Source organism: Microbacterium gorillae (assembly GCF_000826185.2).
GTDB classification, from domain to species: domain Bacteria; phylum Actinomycetota; class Actinomycetes; order Actinomycetales; family Microbacteriaceae; genus Microbacterium; species Microbacterium gorillae.
In genome coordinates this window covers 133,172-152,931 of the sequence record NZ_LN648873.1, presented here as the reverse complement: position 1 = coordinate 152,931, position 19,760 = coordinate 133,172, and the positions used below count along the sequence as shown (strand labels likewise).

General features: G+C 69.3%; 20 protein-coding genes and 1 pseudogene. 3 read left to right on the top strand and 18 right to left on the bottom strand.

All coding sequences use genetic code 11. The features are described from left to right. Window positions 1-29 precede the first annotated feature (29 nt). The 4 genes from dnaE to BN1193_RS03680 all read right to left on the bottom strand — a co-directional run bounded on the left by dnaE (window position 30) and on the right by BN1193_RS03680 (window position 5,541). Entirely contained in the window at window positions 30-3,500 is a 3,471-nt protein-coding gene (gene dnaE / locus BN1193_RS03695; protein WP_052460470.1) for a DNA polymerase III subunit alpha, read from the bottom strand. A 156-nt stretch (window positions 3,501-3,656) separates the two neighbouring features. Beyond that, window positions 3,657-4,394: a superantigen-like protein SSL4 gene (locus tag BN1193_RS03690; RefSeq protein ID WP_040164172.1), complete on the bottom strand. Its 738-nt coding sequence runs from the start codon at window positions 4,392-4,394 to the stop codon at window positions 3,657-3,659. Then, entirely contained in the window at window positions 4,391-4,954 is a 564-nt protein-coding gene (locus BN1193_RS03685) for a DUF6114 domain-containing protein (protein ID WP_052460400.1), read from the bottom strand. Before BN1193_RS03685 ends, BN1193_RS03690 begins: the two co-directional genes overlap by 4 nt. Continuing rightward, complete coding sequence (locus BN1193_RS03680; protein WP_040164170.1) at window positions 4,945-5,541, bottom strand: DUF6230 family protein; 597 nt, start codon at window positions 5,539-5,541, stop codon at window positions 4,945-4,947. The genes BN1193_RS03685 and BN1193_RS03680 overlap by 10 nt, the downstream gene beginning before the upstream one ends. Window positions 5,542-5,653: 112 nt before the next feature. Between BN1193_RS03680 and BN1193_RS03675 the strand changes: the two genes are divergently transcribed. Both BN1193_RS03675 and BN1193_RS03670 read left to right on the top strand, forming a co-directional pair. Next, window positions 5,654-6,256, top strand: coding sequence for a TetR/AcrR family transcriptional regulator (locus BN1193_RS03675; RefSeq protein WP_040164169.1), 603 nt, complete (start codon window positions 5,654-5,656; stop codon window positions 6,254-6,256). Between the two features lie 4 nt (window positions 6,257-6,260). Then, window positions 6,261-6,731 carry an NUDIX hydrolase gene (locus BN1193_RS03670; RefSeq protein ID WP_040164168.1) on the top strand — a complete coding sequence of 157 codons (471 nt, stop codon included), beginning with the start codon at window positions 6,261-6,263 and terminating at the stop codon, window positions 6,729-6,731. A 32-nt stretch (window positions 6,732-6,763) separates the two neighbouring features. Here BN1193_RS03670 and BN1193_RS03665 read toward each other — a convergent pair whose 3' ends face one another. The 12 genes and pseudogenes from BN1193_RS03665 to murC form a co-directional block, all read right to left on the bottom strand. Continuing rightward, window positions 6,764-8,794 (bottom strand): S9 family peptidase, encoded by a 2,031-nt coding sequence (locus BN1193_RS03665; RefSeq protein ID WP_040164166.1) that lies wholly within the window; start codon window positions 8,792-8,794, stop codon window positions 6,764-6,766. A gap of 53 nt (window positions 8,795-8,847) precedes the next feature. Then, window positions 8,848-9,693 carry an RluA family pseudouridine synthase gene (locus tag BN1193_RS03660; protein WP_040164624.1) on the bottom strand — a complete coding sequence of 282 codons (846 nt, stop codon included), beginning with the start codon at window positions 9,691-9,693 and terminating at the stop codon, window positions 8,848-8,850. Between the two features lie 243 nt (window positions 9,694-9,936). Beyond that, window positions 9,937-10,056: pseudogene (locus tag BN1193_RS18540) on the bottom strand (RluA family pseudouridine synthase); the annotation flags it as partial. A 2-nt stretch (window positions 10,057-10,058) separates the two neighbouring features. After that, entirely contained in the window at window positions 10,059-10,817 is a 759-nt protein-coding gene (gene lspA, locus BN1193_RS03655; RefSeq protein WP_094770257.1) for a signal peptidase II, read from the bottom strand. Window positions 10,818-10,822: 5 nt separating this feature from the next. Next, on the bottom strand, window positions 10,823-11,452 hold the full coding sequence (locus BN1193_RS03650) for a DivIVA domain-containing protein (RefSeq protein WP_040164164.1): 630 nt from the start codon (window positions 11,450-11,452) through the stop codon (window positions 10,823-10,825). Between the two features lie 87 nt (window positions 11,453-11,539). Beyond that, window positions 11,540-11,842 carry a YggT family protein gene (locus BN1193_RS03645; RefSeq protein ID WP_052460399.1) on the bottom strand — a complete coding sequence of 101 codons (303 nt, stop codon included), beginning with the start codon at window positions 11,840-11,842 and terminating at the stop codon, window positions 11,540-11,542. A 3-nt stretch (window positions 11,843-11,845) separates the two neighbouring features. Beyond that, complete coding sequence (locus BN1193_RS03640) at window positions 11,846-12,325, bottom strand: cell division protein SepF (RefSeq protein WP_040164163.1); 480 nt, start codon at window positions 12,323-12,325, stop codon at window positions 11,846-11,848. Between the two features lie 35 nt (window positions 12,326-12,360). Next, complete coding sequence (locus BN1193_RS03635; protein ID WP_040164161.1) at window positions 12,361-13,047, bottom strand: YggS family pyridoxal phosphate-dependent enzyme; 687 nt, start codon at window positions 13,045-13,047, stop codon at window positions 12,361-12,363. Beyond that, a complete protein-coding gene (ftsZ, locus tag BN1193_RS03630; RefSeq protein ID WP_040164159.1) occupies window positions 13,044-14,213 on the bottom strand; it encodes a cell division protein FtsZ in 1,170 nt (389 codons plus the stop codon). The genes BN1193_RS03635 and ftsZ overlap by 4 nt, the downstream gene beginning before the upstream one ends. Window positions 14,214-14,396: 183 nt before the next feature. After that, window positions 14,397-14,678 (bottom strand): hypothetical protein, encoded by a 282-nt coding sequence (locus tag BN1193_RS03625; protein ID WP_040164157.1) that lies wholly within the window; start codon window positions 14,676-14,678, stop codon window positions 14,397-14,399. Continuing rightward, the gene (locus tag BN1193_RS03620; RefSeq protein WP_230206400.1) at window positions 14,675-15,505 is read right to left on the bottom strand and encodes an FtsQ-type POTRA domain-containing protein; all 831 of its coding nucleotides are present in this window, start codon (window positions 15,503-15,505) and stop codon (window positions 14,675-14,677) included. The genes BN1193_RS03625 and BN1193_RS03620 overlap by 4 nt, the downstream gene beginning before the upstream one ends. Before the next feature lie 111 nt (window positions 15,506-15,616). Next, on the bottom strand, window positions 15,617-17,017 hold the full coding sequence (murC, locus tag BN1193_RS03615; RefSeq protein ID WP_040164155.1) for a UDP-N-acetylmuramate--L-alanine ligase: 1,401 nt from the start codon (window positions 17,015-17,017) through the stop codon (window positions 15,617-15,619). A gap of 166 nt (window positions 17,018-17,183) precedes the next feature. Between murC and BN1193_RS03610 the strand changes: the two genes are divergently transcribed. Next, complete coding sequence (locus BN1193_RS03610; RefSeq protein ID WP_040164153.1) at window positions 17,184-17,525, top strand: GntR family transcriptional regulator; 342 nt, start codon at window positions 17,184-17,186, stop codon at window positions 17,523-17,525. A 296-nt stretch (window positions 17,526-17,821) separates the two neighbouring features. Here BN1193_RS03610 and BN1193_RS03605 read toward each other — a convergent pair whose 3' ends face one another. Next, window positions 17,822-18,574, bottom strand: a complete 753-nt coding sequence (locus BN1193_RS03605; RefSeq protein WP_040164151.1) for a dienelactone hydrolase family protein — start codon at window positions 18,572-18,574, stop codon at window positions 17,822-17,824. 97 nt (window positions 18,575-18,671) lie between these two features. After that, complete coding sequence (locus tag BN1193_RS03600; protein WP_040164149.1) at window positions 18,672-19,745, bottom strand: UDP-N-acetylglucosamine--N-acetylmuramyl-(pentapeptide) pyrophosphoryl-undecaprenol N-acetylglucosamine transferase; 1,074 nt, start codon at window positions 19,743-19,745, stop codon at window positions 18,672-18,674. Window positions 19,746-19,760 lie beyond the last annotated feature (15 nt).

The following is a 19,760-nucleotide window of genomic DNA, read 5'->3' as shown; positions in this document are numbered from 1 at the left end:
GCCGTGCGCGTAGATTTCAGTGTGGCACGTCAGCCGAGGCACTGCGGACCGAGCAGCGACTTGAGATCGCCGAACAGTTCGGTCGTCACGGACACCCGATGCGGAACCTCGAAGACCTTGGCACTGCGTCCGCGATGCATCTTGAGGGTCACCTCGGTGTCGCCGGAGTTCCGTTCCAGGACCTCCAGCAGGTCCACCATGGTTCGCTCCGTGGCCCGTTGCTCCGCCATCACCAGAGTGAGCGGGCCGCTCGCCGCGAACGAGCCCACGTCCGGCGCGAACGCGGACTGCGCGTGCAGGTTCATGCCGTCATCGCGCCGTGAGACCCGCCCGCGGACGGCGAGGATCGCATCGCCCTGCAGCACGTCCTGGAACTCCAGGTACGTCTTGCCCATGAACATGACGGTGATCTCACCGCTGAAGTCCTCGACGGTGATCATGCCGTACGGGTTGCCGCTGGCCTTCGCGACGCGGTGCTGGACGCTCGTGACCAGGCCGGCGACGGTGACCTGCTGACCGTCCTCGATGTCCTCGCTGGTCATCAGCCGCTCGATGCCGATGCTGGCGTGCTTGGCCAGGGCGACCTCGAGCCCGGCCAGCGGGTGGTCCGAGACGTAGAGGCCGAGCATCTCGCGCTCGAACGCCAGCTTGTCCTTCTTCACCCACTCCGGGCGCTCCGGCACCTTGGCCGGGACGCCGTGCTCGGAGTCGTCGTAGAGGCTGTCGAAGTCGAAACCGATGGCGCCGGTGGCGGCCTTGCGCTTGGTGTCCACGGCCGCCTCGACGGCGTCCTCGTGGATCTCCATCAGCGCGCGGCGGGTGCTTCCGGTGGAGTCGAAGGCGCCGGCCTTGATCAGCGATTCCACGGTGCGCTTGTTCGCGGCGTGGGCGGGAACGCGGTCCAGATAGTCGTGGAAGGAGGTGTACGGCCCCTCCGCACGCGCCGCGATGATGCCGTCCACGACGTTCGAGCCGACGTTGCGGACCGCGCCGAGGCCGAAGCGGATGTCCTCACCGACGGCGGCGAAGTACTTGATCGACTCGGACACGTCCGGCGGCAGGACCTTGATGCCCATCCGGCGGCACTCGTTCAAGTACAGCGCCATCTTGTCCTTGGAATCGCCGACGCTGGTCAGCAGGGCGGCCATGTACTCGGCCGGGTAGTGCGCCTTCAGGTACGCCGTCCAGTACGACACCAGGCCGTACGCGGCGGAGTGGGCCTTGTTGAAGGCGTAGTCGGAGAAGGGCAGCAGGATGTCCCAGAGCGCCTTGATCGCGGCCTCGCCGAAGCCGCGCTCGATCATGCCGTTGTGGAAGCCCTCGTACTGCTTGTCCAGCTCGGACTTCTTCTTCTTGCCCATGGCGCGGCGCAGGATGTCGGCCTGACCGAGCGAGAACCCGGCGACCTTCTGCGCGATCGCCATGACCTGCTCCTGGTAGATGATCAGGCCGTAGCTGATGTCCAGGACGTCCTTCAGCGGCTCCGCCAGCTCCGGGTGGATCGGCGTGACCGGCTGCAGACCGTTCTTGCGCAGGGCGTAATTCGTGTGCGAGTTCGCGCCCATCGGACCCGGGCGGTACAGCGCGATGACGGCGGAGACGTCTTCGAAGTTGTCCGGCTTCATCAGGCGCAGCAGGGCGCGCATCGGGCCGCCGTCGAGCTGGAAGACGCCCAGCGTGTCGCCGCGCGCGAGGAGGTCGTACGAGGCTCGGTCATCCAGCGGCAGGTTCTCCAGCTCGAGCGTCTCGCCGCGGTTGGCGGTGATGTTATCGAGCGCGTCCGAGATGATCGTGAGGTTGCGCAGCCCCAGGAAGTCCATCTTGATCAGGCCGAGCGACTCGCACGCCGGATAGTCGAACTGCGTGACGATCTGGCCGTCCTGCTCCCGCTTCATGATCGGCACGATGTCGATCAGCGGGTCCGAGGACATGATCACGCCGGCGGCGTGCACGCCCCACTGGCGCTTCAGGTTCTCGATGCCGAGCGCGGTGTCGAACACGGTCTTGGCTTCCGGGTCCGCGTCCACCACGGCGCGGAACTCGCTGGCCTCCTTGTACCGCGGGTGGTCGGGGTCGTACATGCCGGTCAGCGGCATGTCCTTGCCCATCACCGCGGGCGGCATCGCCTTGGTCAGCTTCTCCCCCATGCTGAACGGGAAGCCGAGAACGCGGCCGGCGTCCTTGAGCGCCTGCTTGGCCTTGATCGTGCCGTACGTGACGATCTGCGCGACGCGCTCATCGCCGTACTTCTCGGTGACGTACTGGATCACCTCGGTGCGGCGCCGGTCGTCGAAGTCGACGTCGAAGTCAGGCATCGAGACGCGGTCAGGGTTCAGGAACCGCTCGAAGATCAGGCCGTGCGGGAGCGGATCGAGGTCGGTGATGCGCATCGCGTACGCCACCATCGAGCCGGCACCGGACCCGCGTCCGGGGCCGACGCGGATGCCGTTCTCCTTGGCCCAGTTGATGAAGTCGGCCACGACGAGGAAGTAGCCCGGGAACTTCATCTGGGTGATGATGCCGACCTCGTAGTCGGCCTGCTTGCGCACCTCGTCCGGGATGCCGCCGGGGTAGCGGAAGTGCAGCCCCTTCTCGACCTCCTTGATGAACCAGGTGTCCTCGGTCTCCCCCTCGGGCACCGGGAAGCGCGGCATGTAGTTCGCGGACGTGTCGAACTCCACGTTGCAGCGCTCCGCGATCAGCAGCGTGTTGGACACGGCCTCGGGGTGATCGCGGAACAGGTCGCGCATCTCCGCGGCGGATTTCAGGTAGTAGCCGTCGCCGTCGAACTTGAAGCGGTTGGGGTCATCCAGCGTGGACCCGGACTGCACGCACAGCAGCGCCGAATGGGCGTCGGCGTCGTGGCGGTGCGTGTAATGCAGGTCGTTCGTGCCGACCAGCGGGATCTTCAGGTCCTTCGAGATCTTCAGCAGATCGCCCATGATGCGGCGCTCGATGTCGAGGCCGTGGTCCATGATCTCGGCGAAGTAGTTGTCTTTGCCGAACAGGTCCTGGAACTCCGCCGCGGCGGCGCGGGCCTCGTTGTACTGACCGAGGCGCAGCCGCGTCTGGATCTCACCGGACGGGCACCCGGTCGTGGCGATCAAGCCCTCGCGGTACGTGTTCAGCAGCTCCCGGTCCATGCGGGGCTTGAAGTAGTACCCCTCGATGCTGGACAGCGATGAGAGCCGGAACAGGTTCTGCATGCCGGTGTTGTTCTCGGCCCAGATGGTCATGTGCGTGTACGCACCGGATCCGGACACGTCGTCGCGGCCCTGGTCGGCCGTACCCCACTTGATGCGCGTCTTGTCGGTGCGGTGCGTGCCCGGCGTCACGTACGCCTCGATGCCGATGATCGGCTTGACCCCGCCGGCCTTGGCGGTCTTGTAGAACTCGAACGCGCCGAACGTGTTGCCGTGGTCGGTGACGGCGATCGCCGGCATCTCCTGTCGGGCGGCCTCCTCGACCATCGCGCCGAGGCGGGCCGCACCGTCCAGCATCGAGTATTCGCTGTGGACGTGGAGGTGCACGAAGGAGTCGGATGTCACGCCTTCGAGCCTACCTTCGGCCTCGGACGCCGACGGCCGGGTCATGGCCCCGATGGGCGTGTCCCGGCCGTCGTCGCACCGTGCCGAGGGGAGGCGGCACGGTTGGTCTCACTCCCGCATGCCCTGGTCGATGTTCTCGTAGGCGATGCCGTCCGCGAACGAGCCGAGCAGGCCCATCGTCACGGTGATCAGCCCGCCGGACAGATCGGGCAGCGGAGCCGGCGTGTCGGCGCCGAACGTGTAGGACGCCCCGTCACCGAGGGTCGCGGTGATCGAACCGATGTAGACGCGCACGTTTCCGCTCAGCGTCATCCGGTCCGCGGTGGTGACCAGCGCCGGTCCCTGCGCCTGACGCACGGTCAGCGAGAAGCCCGTGATCGAGATCTCCTTCGCCTCGATCCGCAGCGCCGGCACGGTCGTGCCGTCATCGAGCGGGACGTTCACCAGCGCGATGCCCCGCAGTCCCCGGAAGGACATTCCCCCGGACCCCATCTGCGCCGGTGGTGTGGTGAACACCGGGGCCTCAGGATCGTCCACCGGCTCGGCGGGCGACGTGGTCGGTTCCGGCGCGGGAGCCGGTGCCGATGTGGGAGTCGGTTCGGGCACCTCGATCGGCTCCGGCTCGATCGGGCCGAGCGTGGCGGCGGTCGTGGGAGTGGGAGACTGCGCCGCGGTCGGCGCCGGGTCGGGGTGCGGATCCTCGTCGCACGGTTGCAGGATGAGGCTCTTCCAGCAGAACTCCGTCGGGCGCGGTCCGATCGCGGTCGGCGCCGCCGTGCCGCCGACGATCACGGGCACGAGGAGCGCGACGGCGAGCGCCGCGGTGACGCGCGGAGTGCGGTTCACGCGGCCGTTCCCCCCGCCTCTGTCCCCGGCAACGCACGTTCGCGCGCCTCGGGCGTGAGCCAGGACACCGCGATCACTCCGCCGACCGCGCCGAGGACGGTCCCCAGCAGGAATCCGCCGAGGTTCACACCGACCAGGGCGTACAGCGCCACGACGAGCGCGATCACCCCGTAGAACACGTGATGCGCGGGCATGAGCACGATGAGCACACCGAGGACCACGAGCACCACCGGGATGACCATGGCCTGCAGGCCCTGGATCCCCAGTTGGATGTGGATCCTGCCGATGTCGAGCTGGCCGGAGAAGAACATCTCGATGCCGGCGATCGCGATCAGCGACCCGCCGATCAGCGGACGCTCCCGACGCCAGCGCGCGAACCGTGCGCGAACGCCGGCGGCCGCCTCCGGCGCGACGAGAGTGTCGGCCGTCTCGAAGTCCTCGGTGTTCGATGTCTCCGGATCCGGCAGCGCGACCGGGATCACCACGGTGCGAACCGCACCGATGCGCTCCTCCGCCTCCGCCCCGGCTCGCTCCCGGGCGGCGCGGCGAGTCAGAAGCATCCCTTCGTCCCGTCGGTCAGTTCGAGCTCCATTCCGGTGAGCGTGAACGTGGAGGCCTGCGTCGACCACGCGGTCTGCTGCAGTCCGGTGATCGTGATGGTGTCGGAGTCCTGCGCGAAATCGCCGGCCGAGCCTTTCGCCTCGGTACCGACGGTGGACGCGTCCACCCCGATGCGGATGTTGCCGAACTTCGCGTCTCCGCGCAGACCGGTCATTCCGATCTGCAGATCACTGGCCCCGGCGGGTGTGTCCCCTCCTCCGGCATGGATGAGGATGCCGACCGTGCCGAGGGGCGTCTCGCTGGAGACGGACTGGCAGAGATCGGACAGGGTCGCCTGCTTGATGTTGGCGATCGCGACCGCGTGCTGCGCTCCCTCGGTGTCCTCCGCGACACCGGCGTACTGCGAGAAGCCCGTGCCGTCGAGGGTGGACGCGCTGATCTGGAACTGGCTGCCGGACACGGCGAAGGAAACGGGCACCGCGCCCTGCGCGACTCCGCCGAGGAGTGCTCCGGCGACGACCCCGACGGGGACGGCGGTGAGGATGACGCGGCCGGTGCGGCTGCGAACGAACTGACGGAACTTCATCGATCCTCCATCATGGATGTGTGGGATCGGCACCGTCGCCGATCGCCGGGGACCACGCTAACTGCAATTGACTCCGAGTCAATAAGCCCCGGGGGAAGATGAGGGAAGATTCATGCCGTCCTCCACACGACGTCTGAGCCCTGAGGAACGCCGAGCCCAGCTCGTGCGGATCGGGGTGGACTTCCTCGCCGAGCGGCCGCTGGACGAGCTGACCATCGATGCGCTCGCATCCGCCGCCGGTGTCTCCCGGGCGCTGGTCTTCCACTACTTCGACAGTCGCCCTGGCATGCACGCCGTCATCGTCACCACCGCGCGCGATGCGCTGCTGCGCGCGACCGAACCCGATGCCACGCTGCCCCCTCGCGAGCGAGTGCGCGACGTGCTGCACCGCTTCGTGCACTTCGTTCGGGAGCACGAGGGAACCTTCTACTCGCTCGTCCGCGGCGTCGCGAGCGCGGACACCGCTGTGCGCGGTGTCGTCGCCGACACCCGTGCGGCCAACGCTCAACGGCTCGCGGACGTCTACCTGGAACTCGGCGAAGTCGACACCCCGTTGCTGCAGGTCGCGCTCCGTTCCTGGGTCGCGTTCGCCGAGGAGGCGCTCGTCGAACTCGTCATCGACACGGACACGCGCGCCGCCGAGATCGTCGCATTCCTGGAACGGAGCCTGGACGGCGTGGTGGCCGCGACGGACACCGACCGCTCCCTACGCTGAGTCCATGCCGACTCCGGAATACGTCCTCGAACTCCGCCGCCATATCGGGCATGCACCCCTGTCGCTGGTCGGCGTGACCGCGGTCGTCCTGCGCGGCGATGAGGTCCTGCTCGGTCGTCGCTCGGACAACGGGCTCGTCGCGCCGATCACGGGGATCGTGGATCCGGGCGAGGAGCCCGCCGTCGCGGCACGCCGTGAAGCAGCCGAGGAGGCCGGTGTCGAGATCGTCGTGGAGCGCCTCGCCGCCGTGCACCAGCTCCCCCGCATCACCCACGTCAACGGCGACCAGGCGGACTACCTCGACCTCGTGTTCCGCTGTCGGTGGGTCTCCGGCGAGCCGCGGCCCGTGGACGGAGAGATGAGCGCGGTGAAGTGGCACCAGCTCGACGCGCTCGAGGGGGTCGTCTCCCCCGACATGCTCGAGCGCATCCGCCTCGCCGCCGACGCGCACGGTGAAGCCCGCTTCCGCACCTGAGGCCGCCGCCGCGGATCAGATCGAGCCGCGTCTCAGCCCAGGGTGGCGGGCCGCGGTCGGTCCGTGCCGAGCACGTGCTCGTCGAGGAAGCCGAGGAAGGTCTCGTACCAGACCTGCGCGTTGCCCCGACCGAGGATCCAGTGACCCTCGTCCGGGAAGTACAGGAAGCGGTGCCGCGTGGACCCGTCCGCGTTCTTCGGCGTCGCCGAGCGCGTGAGCAGGTCGTACCAGAGCGCGTGCCCCTGCGCGATCGGCACGCGGTAGTCCCGATCACCGTGGATCACCAGCATGGGCACCGTGATGTCCGCGACGAAGGCGTCGGGCGAGTAGAGCGCGTTCTGGTCGACCATCGAACGCGACCAGCCGTCGTTGTCCGTGGTCCGTCCCATGATCTCCGTGTCCCACAGCGAAGCGTGCGTCACGATGCAGCGGAAGCGGTCGCCCGTGTGTCCGGCGACCCAGTTCGCCATGTATCCGCCGTAGCTGCCGCCGGCGAAGGCGGTGCGTTCGGCATCGATGTCGGGCTCCGCGATCGCGGCGTCCGTCAGCGCCATGATGTCGGTGAACGGCGCGCCACCCAGCTCGTGCTGACCGCGCTCGATCATCGCCTGGCCGTAGCCGGTGGAGATCGCGGGGTCCGGCAGCAGGACGGCATATCCGGCCGCCACGAACGGGTTCGGGTTCCAGCGGTAGGTCCACGCGTTCCACGACCCCCAGGGGCCGCCGTGGGCGAAGACGACGAGCGGGTGCGGTCCGTCGCCGTCCGGAGTGCGCAGCCAGGCCCGCACGGGCGTACCGTCCACGCCGACGGCGTGCACCTCGCGAAGCCGACCGGGCGCCGCCAGGACCGTGCCCGGGTTGGGCAGTTCGGTCACGGTGCCCTCCGACGGATCCACCGAAACCGGGTGCGGCGCCACGTCGATGCCCGACGCGAGCAGGACGACCGAGCCATCCGCGATCGAGGGCGCTCCGAAGCTCAGGTCCTGTTCGGGTCCGCCGGCGAGCAAGCGCGGCGCGGCGTCGCTTGGACCGCCGACCCAGACCGCGCCGCGTCCGCCGTCATCGCCGGATGCCACGATCGTGTCATCGTCCACCCACTCCGCGGCGATCCACCGGTCCAGGTCCGGCCACAGGTCTGCGGTGGATCCATCGGTCAGATCGAGCACCTGCACGCGGTCGGCCAGGCTCTGTGTTCGCGTCCACTGGGCCGTGCGAGAGACGAGGACCCGCGTGCCGTCCGGGCTGACGCTGCCGCCGTGGAAGTCATGCGTCTCGGTCGGCGTCAGCAGCGCCCGCGCCTCGTCGTCGCCGACGAGGTCCACCCGGTACACCTGACCGGAGCCGAGCATGCCGGGCAGGTCGATCGCCATCGTGACGATCGCGAACGTCCCGTCCGGGGCGACGGTCCAGTCGCGGAGGGTCCCCGCGGGCAGGGTGAGGTGGCGGAACCGGATCAGCTGCGGTTTCGGGGCATCGTCCCCGTCCGCGACCTCCGGGGTGGGTGCGATCGCACCGGCGATGTCCTCCGGCAGGTCCGCGACGGCGAGAGTCCGTCGTGCCGGACCGAGATCAGCATTCCACTGCCGCACCGGGAAGCCGGCGTGCAGCACCGCGCTCACCTTCGCTTCGGACCTCTCCGCGCTGAGCTTCGCGTGCGATTCCTCGTCGTCGGCCTGCGAGTGGACGGACACTTCGGCGACCAGACGGCCCGAGCGCGCCACCAGCCCACCGAATCCGCCGGGGCGTGACGCGAGCTCGCGGGCCTCTCCACGGCTCGGCAGAGCCCACAGCTGCGCGTCGTCGGACTCCTTGCCGTCCTCCCCGACGCGCTTGGCGGTGAACAGCGTGGTGCCGTCCTCCAGGAGCGCCACGGACCCGACCGACGCATCGCCCCGGGTGAGCGGGATGAACGAGCGCGATTCGATCTCGACGAGGCCGGTGCGATACGCGTTGTGGGCGTCGTTCGGACGGGAGACGAGGGCGACGATCCGTCCGCCACGGGTGGTGATGAGCCCGTTCAGTCGGTTCGCGTCCAGGAGTTCGGTGATGCTCTCAGCGGTCATCGGTCCATCCTGTCACCGACCCGCGACCGGCGAGCCGCCCGTGCACCGGCGGGTCAGCCGGCCTCGAGAACATCGACGGCGTGCTGCAGGTCGGCGGGGTAGGGCGAGGAGAAGCTCACCCACTCCCCCGTCCCGGGGTGTTCGAATGCGAGTCGGTGGGCGTGCAGCCACTGCCGCGTCAGCCCCAGCCGAGCGGACAGCGTCGGATCCGCGCCGTACAGCGGATCGCCGACGCAGGGGTGCCGCAGCGCCGCCATGTGCACGCGGATCTGGTGCGTCCGTCCGGTCTCCAGGTGGATCTCCAGCAGCGATGCACCGACGAAGGCTTCCAGCGTCTCGTAGTGCGTCACCGAGTCCTTGCCGTCCGGGCGCACCGCGAACTTCCACGAATGCGTCGCATGCCGTGCGATCGGCGCATCGATGGTGCCGGTGAGCGGATCCATGTACCCCTGCACGACCGCGTGATAGACCTTCTCGACCGTGCGGTCCTTGAACGCCCGCTTCAGCAGCGTGTATGCGCGCTCGCTCTTGGCGACCACCATGAGCCCACTCGTGCCGGCGTCCAGCCGATGGACGACCCCCTGCCGCTCCGGAGAGCCGGACGTCGAGATGCGGTACCCGGCCGCGGCGAGGGCACCCACCACGGTCGGCCCCTCCCACCCCGGCGAGGGGTGCGCGGCGACGCCCGCCGGCTTGTCGACGACCACGATGTCGTCGTCGTCATAGACGATCCCGAGTTCATCGACCGCGGTCGGGACGACCGTGAGCTCCGCCTTCGGCTGCCACGCGACATCCAGCCGCGCACCCGCCACGAGCCGGTCGGACTTCCCGACCGCACGTCCGTCCAGGAAGACACNTGGGCCGACCCCCTGCCGCTCCGGAGAGCCGGACGTCGAGATGCGGTACCCGGCCGCGGCGAGGGCACCCACCACGGTCGGCCCCTCCCACCCCGGCGAGGGGTGCGCGGCGACGCCCGCCGGCTTGTCGACGACCACGATGTCGTCGTCGTCATAGACGATCCCGAGTTCATCGACCGCGGTCGGGACGACCGTGAGCTCCGCCTTCGGCTGCCACGCGACATCCAGCCGCGCACCCGCCACGAGCCGGTCGGACTTCCCGACCGCACGTCCGTCCAGGAAGACACCGCCGGATTCGGCGACCTCCGCACCGAACGTGCGCGAGACCTCCAGGAGCGTCGCCAGGGCGGCGTCCACGCGACGCCCGTCGAGCTCATCCGGGACGACGAGACTCCGCGATTGCAGACTCACCCGGCGGCGCCGCCGCGCGGCGCCTCCGAGCCGTCCACGTCGGGATCCGTCGCGTCGGCGGCGTCCGTGAAGGAGTCGTCGACATCCGACGCCTCCTCGGCGGCGGTCGCCTGCTCGGCGGCCTTCTGCTCGGCTTCCTCGCGGAGTCGGCGTTCCTTGCGGCTCTCGTATCGGTCGTTCTCGTCGAATTCACCCATGACGACATCATGCGCCGATGCGGACGCGGGCGCATCCTTCTCCCGCGACTCGCGGGTCCCGTCCAGACGTTGCCCCACCAGCACGAGCAGCGCGATCGAGATCATGCTGCACACGATGAAGATGTCCGCGACGTTGTAGATCGCCGGCATCATCCACGGGGTGTTGATGAAGTCCACGACGTGCCCGACGCCGAAGCCCGGGTCACGAACCAGGCGGTCGGTCAGGTTGCCCAGCACGCCGCCCAGCAGCGCACCGAGCACGACGGCCCAGAGGCGCGAACGCACGCGCGTGAACATCAGCACCACGATGACGATCGCCACGATGGCCAGAGCGATGGTGAAGACCCAGGTCACGTTCTCACCGAGCGAGAACGCGGCGCCCGGGTTGCGCACGAGCGTGAAACGCAGGAATTCGCCGATGACGTTCGCCCAGTCGCCCTCGCGCAGGTCACGCAGCGCGAGGTACTTGGTGAACTGGTCGGCGGCCAGTACCAGGACCGCGATGATCGCGATCGTGGTACCGGCCGCCGCCTTGTGGATCGGTGTCCGGCTGGTCACCGGTCTCAGAGACCGATGGCCGAGACGGGCGTGTTGCCCGACGCGGTGCCTGACTGGTCGAGGTCCTTCAGCTGACCCTCGATGTACTTGCGCAGGTTGGCGCGGTAGTCCCGCTCGAATCCGCGCAGCTCGGTGATCCGGCCCTCGAGGACCTGGCGCTCGTCATCGAGACGCTTGGTCTCGACGCGGCTCTTCTCCTCCGCGTCGTCGACGATCTTCTTCGCCTGCTTCTCAGCGTCGGCGATGAGACGGTCGCGCTGGGTCTTGCCCTCGGCGACGTGCTCGTCGTGCAGGCGCTGAGCCAGCTCGATGATGCCCGCGGACGCGGCAGCACCCTGGGGTTCACCGGCGGCGACCGGAGCGGCCAGCGGAGCCGCTTCGGGCTCAGGCTTGGCAGCCTCGGGCTCGGGCTTGGCGGCTTCCGGCTCGGCGGCGGGAGCCGCGGCTTCGGCCGGCTTCTCACCGGACTCGTACGCGGCGAGCTTCGCCTTGAGCTCGGTGTTCTCCTCGATGGTCTTGCGCCACTCGACGACGATCTCGTCGAGGAAGTCGTCAACCTCGTCCGGGTCGAAACCCTCTTTGAACCGGACATGCTGGAACTGCTTGGTGACGACGTCATCCGGGGTCAATGCCATGATGGCTCCTTTGTACTTCGATCAGGTCAAGGTCTCGGCAGGGCCGTCGGACGCTCGCTCCGAACACTCAGCATAGCCCGACGATCATCACCGCGCGAAGATGCCGGTGAATGAGATCAGCACCAGCATGATCAAGAACGTGAGCGAGAATCCCAGGTCCAGGGCGATCGGCCCGAGGCGCAAGGGGGGAATCACGCGCCGGAAGAACTTCACCGGCGGGTCCGTGATCGTGTAGACGAATTCCGCGAGCACGAGAGCGAACCCACGGGGGCGCCACTCCCGATTGATCGCCGGAACGAGGTCCAGAATCATCCGGGCGAAGAGCGCGATCAGATAGAGGTATTCGGCGAAGAGCAGGATCCGAGCGATGATCCCGACGACGTCGGACACGAATCAGGACTGCGCGAAGGGCACAGCCTCGGAGTCGGCGTGCTGAAGGCCACCGTCCCCCGAGACCGAGATGTTCGCCGGCGAGAGCAGGAACACCTTGCTGGTGACGCGCTCGATCCGCCCGAACAGGCCACTGGAGAGGCCGCTGGCGAAGTCGATGAGGCGACGAGCCTCGGCGTCGGCCATCTGCGAGAGGTTCATGATCACCGGAACACCGTCACGGAAGCTCTCCGCGATGATCTGCACGTCGCGGTACTGCTTCGGGTGCACGGTGAGGATCTCGCTGACCGAACCCGCAGCGGCCACCGGCTGGCGGACGACGGTCGGGCGGCGCAGCGGGGTCACGGGAGCCTTCGCCTCCTCCACGACCTCGTCGCGGTGACGCGAACGCGCGGGAGCCTGCTCGGCCGCGGGCTCGTCGTAGACCTCTTCCTCGTCAGCGAGGCCGAGGTAGACCATGGTCTTCTTGAGCGGGTTCGACATTGCGTCCTCCGTGTGTGTGCTCGTCTTCTTGCAGGTTAGCGCCGGTCAGGGCGCGGTCCCGTGATTGCGGAACCGATGCGGAGGTGTGTCGCGCCGTGCGCGATCGCTTCCGCGAAATCGTGACTCATCCCCGCGGACACCCAGTCCGCGTCCGGAGCGACGGCGCGCAGAGATGCCGCCAGGCCGGCGAGGCGCTCGAACGCCCGAGCGGGCTCCTCGTCCAGCGGCGCGACCGCCATCAGGCCGCGCAGCCGCAGGGAATCCAGGCCGAGCACGTGCTCGGCCAGGGCGGTGAGATCCGACGGGGCGACACCGCCGCGTCCGGGGTCGTCGGTGAGATTGACCTGCACCAGCACATCCCGGACATCACCGGGCTCGGCCACGGCGTGCAGCGCGTCGGCGAGCCGAGCGCGATCCACGGAGTGCACCACGTCGGCGCCGGCGCGGACGGCACGCGCCTTGTTCGTCTGCGCCTGGCCGATGAAGTGCCAGCGCAGTCCGTCCAGATCGCCGAGCTCCGCGCGCTTCGCGGTGAGCTCCTGTTGGCGGTTCTCCCCCACGTCGCGCACGCCGAGGTCGTGGAGCTCGCGCACCAGCGATGCCGGATGGAACTTCGTCACCACGATCCGGGTGATCTCCTCGGGCGTGCGACCGGCAGCCCGAGCCGCGGAGGCGATGCGCGCATCGACCTCCGCGAGCCGGGTCCGCAGGTCGTCGTTCACTTCAGGAAATCGGGGATGTCGATGTCGTTGTCATCGAAAGCGGTGTCGTAGCCGCCCGGCTCGGGCAGCACGTTCGCGGGAACCGGCGTGCGAGCGGGCTCGGAGACGGCGGGCTTGTCGTCCTTCTTCTCCGACTCTCCGGCGTCGTCCTTCTTCTCCGGTACGGCCTTGTCCGCCGCGGGACGACTGACCGACGGAAGCTCGAGGCGCGGCGTGGGCTCGCCCGCGTCGAAGCCCGCCGCGATCACCGTGACGCGGACCTCGTCGCCGAGAGTGTCGTCGATGACCGTCCCGAAGATGATGTTCGCTTCCGGGTGCGCCGCTTCCTTGACCAGCTGCGCTGCGTCGTTGATCTCGAAGATGCCGAGGTTCGAACCACCCTGGATCGACAGCAGAACGCCGTGCGCGCCCTCGATGGACGCCTCCAGCAGGGGCGATTCGACGGCGAGCTCTGCGGCCTTGATGGCCCGGTCCGCTCCTCGCGCGGAGCCGATGCCCATGAGGGCGGAGCCGGCGCCCTGCATGACGCTCTTCACGTCGGCGAAGTCGACGTTGATCAGACCCGGGGTCGTGATCAGATCGGTGATGCCCTGCACACCGGCGAGGAGAGCCTGGTCAGCGGTGGCGAAGGCCTCGATCATCGAGATGCCGCGGTCGCTGATCTCCAGGAGGCGGTCGTTCGGCACCACGATGAGGGTGTCGACCTCTTCCTTCAGGCGTGCGACACCCTGCTCGGCCTGCTGCTGACGGCGGCGGCCCTCGAAGGAGAACGGCTTGGTGACGACACCGACGGTCAGCGCACCGATGGACTTGGCGATCTTGGCGACGACGGGAGCGCCACCGGTTCCGGTGCCACCACCCTCACCGGCGGTGACGAAGACCATGTCGGCACCGCGCAGGGCCTCCTCGATCTCCTCCGCGTGGTCCTCCGCGGCGCGACGGCCGACTTCGGGATCGGCACCCGCCCCGAGGCCGCGCGTCAGCTCGCGTCCGACGTCAAGCTTGACGTCGGCGTCGCTCATCAGCAGCGCCTGCGCGTCCGTGTTGACCGCGATGAACTCCACACCGCGCAGGCCGATGTCGATCATCCGGTTGACGGCGTTGACGCCACCGCCGCCGACGCCGACGACCTTGATCACGGCGAGGTAGTTCTGGTTCTGGCTCATGCCGGCCTCCGTGTCGTGTGCCCTACCGTTCAACCTTCACCCTCAGGTATAGGGTTAAAGTATTTCCCGGCATACATTTCTCTCGATTGACGGTATGCGGACCAGAGCGGAACACGCTGAAGGGCGCGCCGCGTGTCGGCGAGAACGCGCGCGGATTCGCGACACTCGGGCGTGTCTGCGGGCTCAGTGCATCACGACGGCGGTCGGCGAGGAGACGTCGTAGTGCGTGACCACACCCGGCGGCCGCGCCTTCATCGACACCGCGAGGACTTCGGCTTTGAGGACGGACTGCTCCGCGCTCCCCCAGACGATCGTCACGCCGCTGTCGGCGAGCGTCAGCGTGACGTCATCGGCGGTGGTCGCGGTCACCGTGGCGAGATTCGCGCGGATGTCCGCCGGCAGCGACCGGATCACCAGCCCGACGGCCGTGAACGCCTTCGACCCCGCCTCGCCGGCGGAGATCACCCCCCCTTGTCCGCCGCCGGCTCCAGATGTGTATAAGAGCCGGCCGTGACGTCATCGGCGGTGGTCGCGGTCCCCGTGGCGAGATTCGCGCGGATGTCCGCCGGCAGCGACCGGATCACCAGCCCGACGGCCGTGAACGCCTTCGACCCCGCCTCGCCGGCGGAGATCAGCGGCTCACCCGCGGGTTGCTCCGGCGTGGTGCTCAGCGCGACGCCGGCGGCATCGACCAGCGTGTAGCCCGCCGCCGAATCGATCACGCCGATCGGTGTCCGCTCGACGATGCGCACCACCAGCTCGTGCGGCGGCCGGGCCTCCACGGAGTAGGTCTCGACCAGGGGGAACTTCACCAGCTCAGCCTTGATCGCGCTCGCGTCCACCGCGGCCAGCGGTGTGCCCACCTGGGCATGGAGCGCCTTCTCCACGGTCTGGGCCGGGAGGGTCTTCGTCCCGGTGACGACGATGGTCCGCACCGCGAACAGCGGACTGTAGGCGACCGCGAACGACCCCGCGACGACCAGGACGACGGCCGCGAGCGATACGAGCCAGATCATCCGACGCCGCCGCGACCGCACGGTGAAGCGGCGGACCTCGCGGCGCAGCGTGCGCCGCCGCGCCCGTGAAGCGCGCCAGACGTCGCGCAATCCCGTGGGCGCCGCGTCCGCGGTGTCGGCTTCGTCCGCCGTGTCTTCCTCAGCGACGTCCGTAACGGTCTCCGGCTCGACATGCAGCGGACGAATCGGCGCCGTGGCGTTCGGATCGACGGACTCCGCCCACCCGTCCAGGGTCTGCACGTCGACCGCTGTGTCCACCTCGTCGGGACTGGTCACGGGCACCCGTGGCTCACGCTTCGCCGCACGCCGGGGCGCGACCGGCGGTTGCGGCGTCTCGTCCGACGCGCGCTCGGGCGGGGTCGGCAGCGGATCGGGGCGGCGCATGCCTCAGTCCGCGTCCTCCGCGAGGGCGTCCAGCACCTGCGGGATGATGAGGTTCACGTTGCCGCAGCCGAGCGTGACGATGAAATCGCCGGCGCGCGCGACGGAGGCGACGTAGTCCGCCGCCTTCTGCCAGTCGGCTTCGAAATGCACGTGCGACGGGTCATGGAAACGGCCGCTGACCAGTTCACCGGTGACACCGGGCACGGGATCCTCTCGAGCGCCGTACACGTCCAGGACGACGGTGTGGTCAGCGCCGTCCTCGAGCACCTGCGCGAACTCGCCCGCCATCAGCTGCGTGCGACTGTACGTGTGGGGCTGGTGGAGCGCGATCACGCGGCCGGTACCCACGACCGTGCGCGCCGCTGCGAGGATGGCGTCGACTTCGGTCGGGTGGTGCGCGTAGTCGTCATAAACGCTGACACCGCGAACGGTGTCGTGCAGCTCGAAGCGCCGCGCCGTCCCGGCGAAACCTTGAACCGCGCGTACGGACGCCTCGAAGTCCTGTCCGAGCGCGATCAGGACGGCGACGGCACCGGTGGCGTTGATCGCATTGTGCAGGCCGGGCACCTTCAAGTGCGCCTGCGCCGAGCGCCCGTCGTAGTGCAGCGTGAAGGCCACGTCGCCGTCGGTGACCACGTCGGACAGACGGACGTCCGCGGCCGGGTCCTCCCCGAAGGTCAGCACGTGCGGATGCGAGATCGCAGCCAGCACCGTCCGCGCGCCGGGATCATCGACCGAGATGACGACGGCCTCGCGCGCCTCGTCGGCGAAGCGGACGAACGCGGCGTCGAAGGCTTCGCGCGAGCCGTAGTGGTCCAGGTGGTCCGGGTCGACGTTCGTGATGAGCGCGATCGAGGTGTCGTAGAGCAGGAACGTGCCATCCGACTCGTCCGCCTCGATGACGAACAGTTCGTCCGAACCGACGCCGCTGGACACGCCGAGTTCGGCGATCACGCCGCCGTTGACGAAGGTCGGCTCCTCCCCCAGTCGCTGCAGAGCGGTGACGATCATGCCGGTCGAGGTGGTCTTGCCGTGCGCGCCTGCTACCGAGACCAGGCGGCGCGCGCCGATGAGCCAGTGCAGCGCCTGCGAGCGGTGGATGACGTGCAGTCCGCGCTCCTTGGCGAGGACGAACTCGGGGTTCTCCGGCCAGATCGCACCGGTGTGCACCACGGTGTCGACGTCGTCGGCGAGGTTGGCCGCGTCGTGCCCCACGTACACGGTGGCACCGGCGTCGGCCAGCGCGCGCAGCCCGGGACTGTCGGCCCGGTCGGAACCGGACACGCGAATGCCACGGGCGAGGAACATGCGCGCGAGTCCACTCATTCCGGAGCCACCGATGCCGATGAAGTGCGCGGCCCGGATGTCGTCGGGAATGGGGAGGCTGAGATCAGGTCGAATCATGACCGTCCCAGTTTAGATTCGCCCGGCCGCGCATCTCCTCAACGGCACACCTGCTCGGTGGGGCGATGAACGTGGACGCGGTCGTGTTCACCACGGGCGCCGATCGCCCGCGCGATACCCTGAACCGTCCGGATCACACTCCCGGCGGCGCGCAGGAGGCACTGTCATGATCGTCATCGACCCACGCTCCGCCGTTCCGCCGTTCGAGCAGCTGCGCAGTCAGTTCATCGACGCCGTGTCCTCCGGCGAGATCGCCGGCGGTGAGAAGCTGCCCACCGTCCGCCGCCTCGCGGAGGAGCTGGGACTTGCGCCCGGAACCGTGGCGCGGGCGTACAAGGAGCTCGAGGCGTCCGGAATCATCGAAACCCGTGGCCGCAACGGCACGTTCGTCCTCCCGCAGGGCGACGGCGTCGCCCGCCGAGCCCAGCAGGCGGCCGCCGATTTCGCCGCGACGATCCGCGCCCTCCGCCTGGACCCGGGTGCGGGATCGCGACCTGGCGATCCGTGACCTGTCAGCGGAGGTGGGGGCGGCCCTGCCGCCACCCGCCTGCCCCCCCCCAACGCCCTGACCCTGGCCCGCCAACCCCCCCACGCCTGACTCCCGCCCCGTCCCGCCCCAGTCCGTCCCCGGCCCCGGGTTCTGCAGGATCTCCCGGGATCCGCAGGAAGTCAAACAGTTCGGCAGGACGGCGGGCCCCGGAAAGTCGCGGACGACAGGTCGCCGCTTCCTGCGGAACCGCAGGAATCCTGCGGAACCGTCGGCTGCGGGAGCGACTCAGGCGGGAGCGACTCAGGCGGGGTGGGTCAGGCGGAGGAGGGACCGAGGTGGCGGACGAAGAACCGGACGGCGTCGTCGCCCGCCGACGAGGGCACACCGGTGTGTCCGCCCATGCTGGCGTACAGCGTCTTCTCCGCCGAGCCGAAGGCGTCGAAGAGATCCAGCGCGGCCTGCCGATCGTTGCCCTCGTCGTCCCACTGCAGCAGGACATGCAGCGGAATCGTGACCTGGCGCGCCTCGTCCCGGGTCGCTCGCGGCACGTAGCTGCCCGAGAACAGGCTCGCGGCGGCGATGCGCGGGTCGATCGCGGCCAGGCGCGTCCCGATCGCGATCACGCCGCCGGAGAAGCCGACGCGACCGGTGAACTCCGGCCGCAGCAGCATCTCATCGAGCGCGTTCTGCCACTCCGGAACGGCCTGATCCACCAGGGGCAGGATGAGTCGGTCGACCACCTCGTCAGCCGGCTTCTCCCCCGCGTCGATCGCCCGGCGCAGGTCCGCGCGCGCGGCGTCCACCTCCGGCATCGGCGCGCGTTCGCCGGCGCCCGGAGGTTCGATGGCCAGCGCCGCGAATCCCTGCTCGCTCAGCGCCCGAGCCCGCGCCGCCAGCCTGGGACGCATCCGCTCCAGCCCGAGACCGCCCGGTTGTCCGAGCAGGATGAGGGGAACGGGGGTGGCCGGTGAGGCGAACGTCGGCGTCCAGAGGACGCCGGGGACTCCGCCGACGGTGAGCTCACTTTCATCCGGCTCGTCGAGTCGTCGTACGGTTCTCGTGTGCATTTCGGACCTCCCGGACATTCGCCGACCGGCGTCCGGACTGCTCCGTCACCGCCACGCGGCCCGACGTTAGCACTCGCACCACGCCGACCCAAGGAACTCAGTGCCGGAGCGCGCGATCCACGAGGTCGATGACGTTCTCGGTGCCGTGGCGAGTCCCGACGTGCTCTGCGGCGACGCGCATCCGCTCCCGAGCGTCGGCGTCCCGCAGCAGCGGAACCACCCGCTGACGGACGGCATCCGGCGTGAACTCACCGTCGTCGATGATGATCGCCGCCCCCGCCTCGACCGCGGATGCGGCATTCAGCCGCTGTTCGCCGTTGCCGACCGCATACGGGACGTACACCGCGGGGATGCCGAGCGCGCTGATCTCGCTGACGGTGCCGGAACCGGACCGCGACACGATGAAGTCGGCGACCGCGAACGCCAGGTCCATCCGGTCCAGGTACGGAACGACGACATAGCCCGGCACGCCCGGATCGACCAGCTCGTTCTTCTCGCCCGTCGCGTGCACGAGCTGCCATCCGGCATCCAGCACGTCCTGCCAGGACCCGCCGAAGGCGGTGTTCAGGCGCAGCGCCCCGAGCGAGCCCCCGAAGACGAGCAGCGTGGGCTTGGCCGGGTCGAGGCCGAAGTACTCGGCGGCCTCGACTCGGGTACCGGCCCGATCCAGGTCCACGATCTCGCGGCGCAGCGGCATCCCGACGACGGTCGCACGACGCAGGGGTGTGCCGGCGAAGGCCACGCCGACGCCCGCGGCACCGCGCGCGCCGAGCACGTTCGCCAGGCCTGGGCGAGCATTCGCCTCGTGGACGACGTACGGGATGTGCTCGCGCTTGGCTGCGATGTACGCGGGCGCGGACGCATACCCGCCGAAGCCGACCACGACGTCGACACCGTGCTCACGGATGTGGGCGCGGACCTGCGCGATCGCGCGCAGGAAGCGCTTCGGGAACGCCAGTGCGGCGGCGTTCGGTCGGCGCGGGAACGGCACCTTGTCCACGATCAGCAGCTCGTACCCCCGTTCGGGGACGAGGCGGGCTTCGAGCCCCTCCTTCGTCCCGACCACCAGCACGTCGGACTCCGCGTCGCGTGCCCGGAGGCCATCGCCCACCGCGAGAAGCGGGTTCACGTGCCCCGCGGTTCCGCCGCCGGCCAGGAGGTACGTCGTCATCCTTCGATCCTCTCA

Coding starts and splice junctions, on each gene's coding strand:
- dnaE (WP_052460470.1), bottom strand. CDS start 3,500: ATGCTGGACGGTGCGGCCCGCCTCGGCGCGATGGTCGAGGAGGCCGCC.
- BN1193_RS03685 (WP_052460400.1), bottom strand. CDS start 4,954: ATGCTTCTGACTCGCCGCGCCGCCCGGGAGCGAGCCGGGGCGGAGGCG.
- BN1193_RS03680 (WP_040164170.1), bottom strand. CDS start 5,541: ATGAAGTTCCGTCAGTTCGTTCGCAGCCGCACCGGCCGCGTCATCCTC.
- BN1193_RS03675 (WP_040164169.1), top strand. CDS start 5,654: ATGCCGTCCTCCACACGACGTCTGAGCCCTGAGGAACGCCGAGCCCAG.
- BN1193_RS03670 (WP_040164168.1), top strand. CDS start 6,261: ATGCCGACTCCGGAATACGTCCTCGAACTCCGCCGCCATATCGGGCAT.
- BN1193_RS03665 (WP_040164166.1), bottom strand. CDS start 8,794: ATGACCGCTGAGAGCATCACCGAACTCCTGGACGCGAACCGACTGAAC.
- BN1193_RS03650 (WP_040164164.1), bottom strand. CDS start 11,452: ATGGCATTGACCCCGGATGACGTCGTCACCAAGCAGTTCCAGCATGTC.
- BN1193_RS03640 (WP_040164163.1), bottom strand. CDS start 12,325: ATGTCGAACCCGCTCAAGAAGACCATGGTCTACCTCGGCCTCGCTGAC.
- ftsZ (WP_040164159.1), bottom strand. CDS start 14,213: ATGAGCCAGAACCAGAACTACCTCGCCGTGATCAAGGTCGTCGGCGTC.
- murC (WP_040164155.1), bottom strand. CDS start 17,017: ATGATTCGACCTGATCTCAGCCTCCCCATTCCCGACGACATCCGGGCC.
- BN1193_RS03610 (WP_040164153.1), top strand. CDS start 17,184: ATGATCGTCATCGACCCACGCTCCGCCGTTCCGCCGTTCGAGCAGCTG.
- BN1193_RS03605 (WP_040164151.1), bottom strand. CDS start 18,574: ATGCACACGAGAACCGTACGACGACTCGACGAGCCGGATGAAAGTGAG.
- BN1193_RS03600 (WP_040164149.1), bottom strand. CDS start 19,745: ATGACGACGTACCTCCTGGCCGGCGGCGGAACCGCGGGGCACGTGAAC.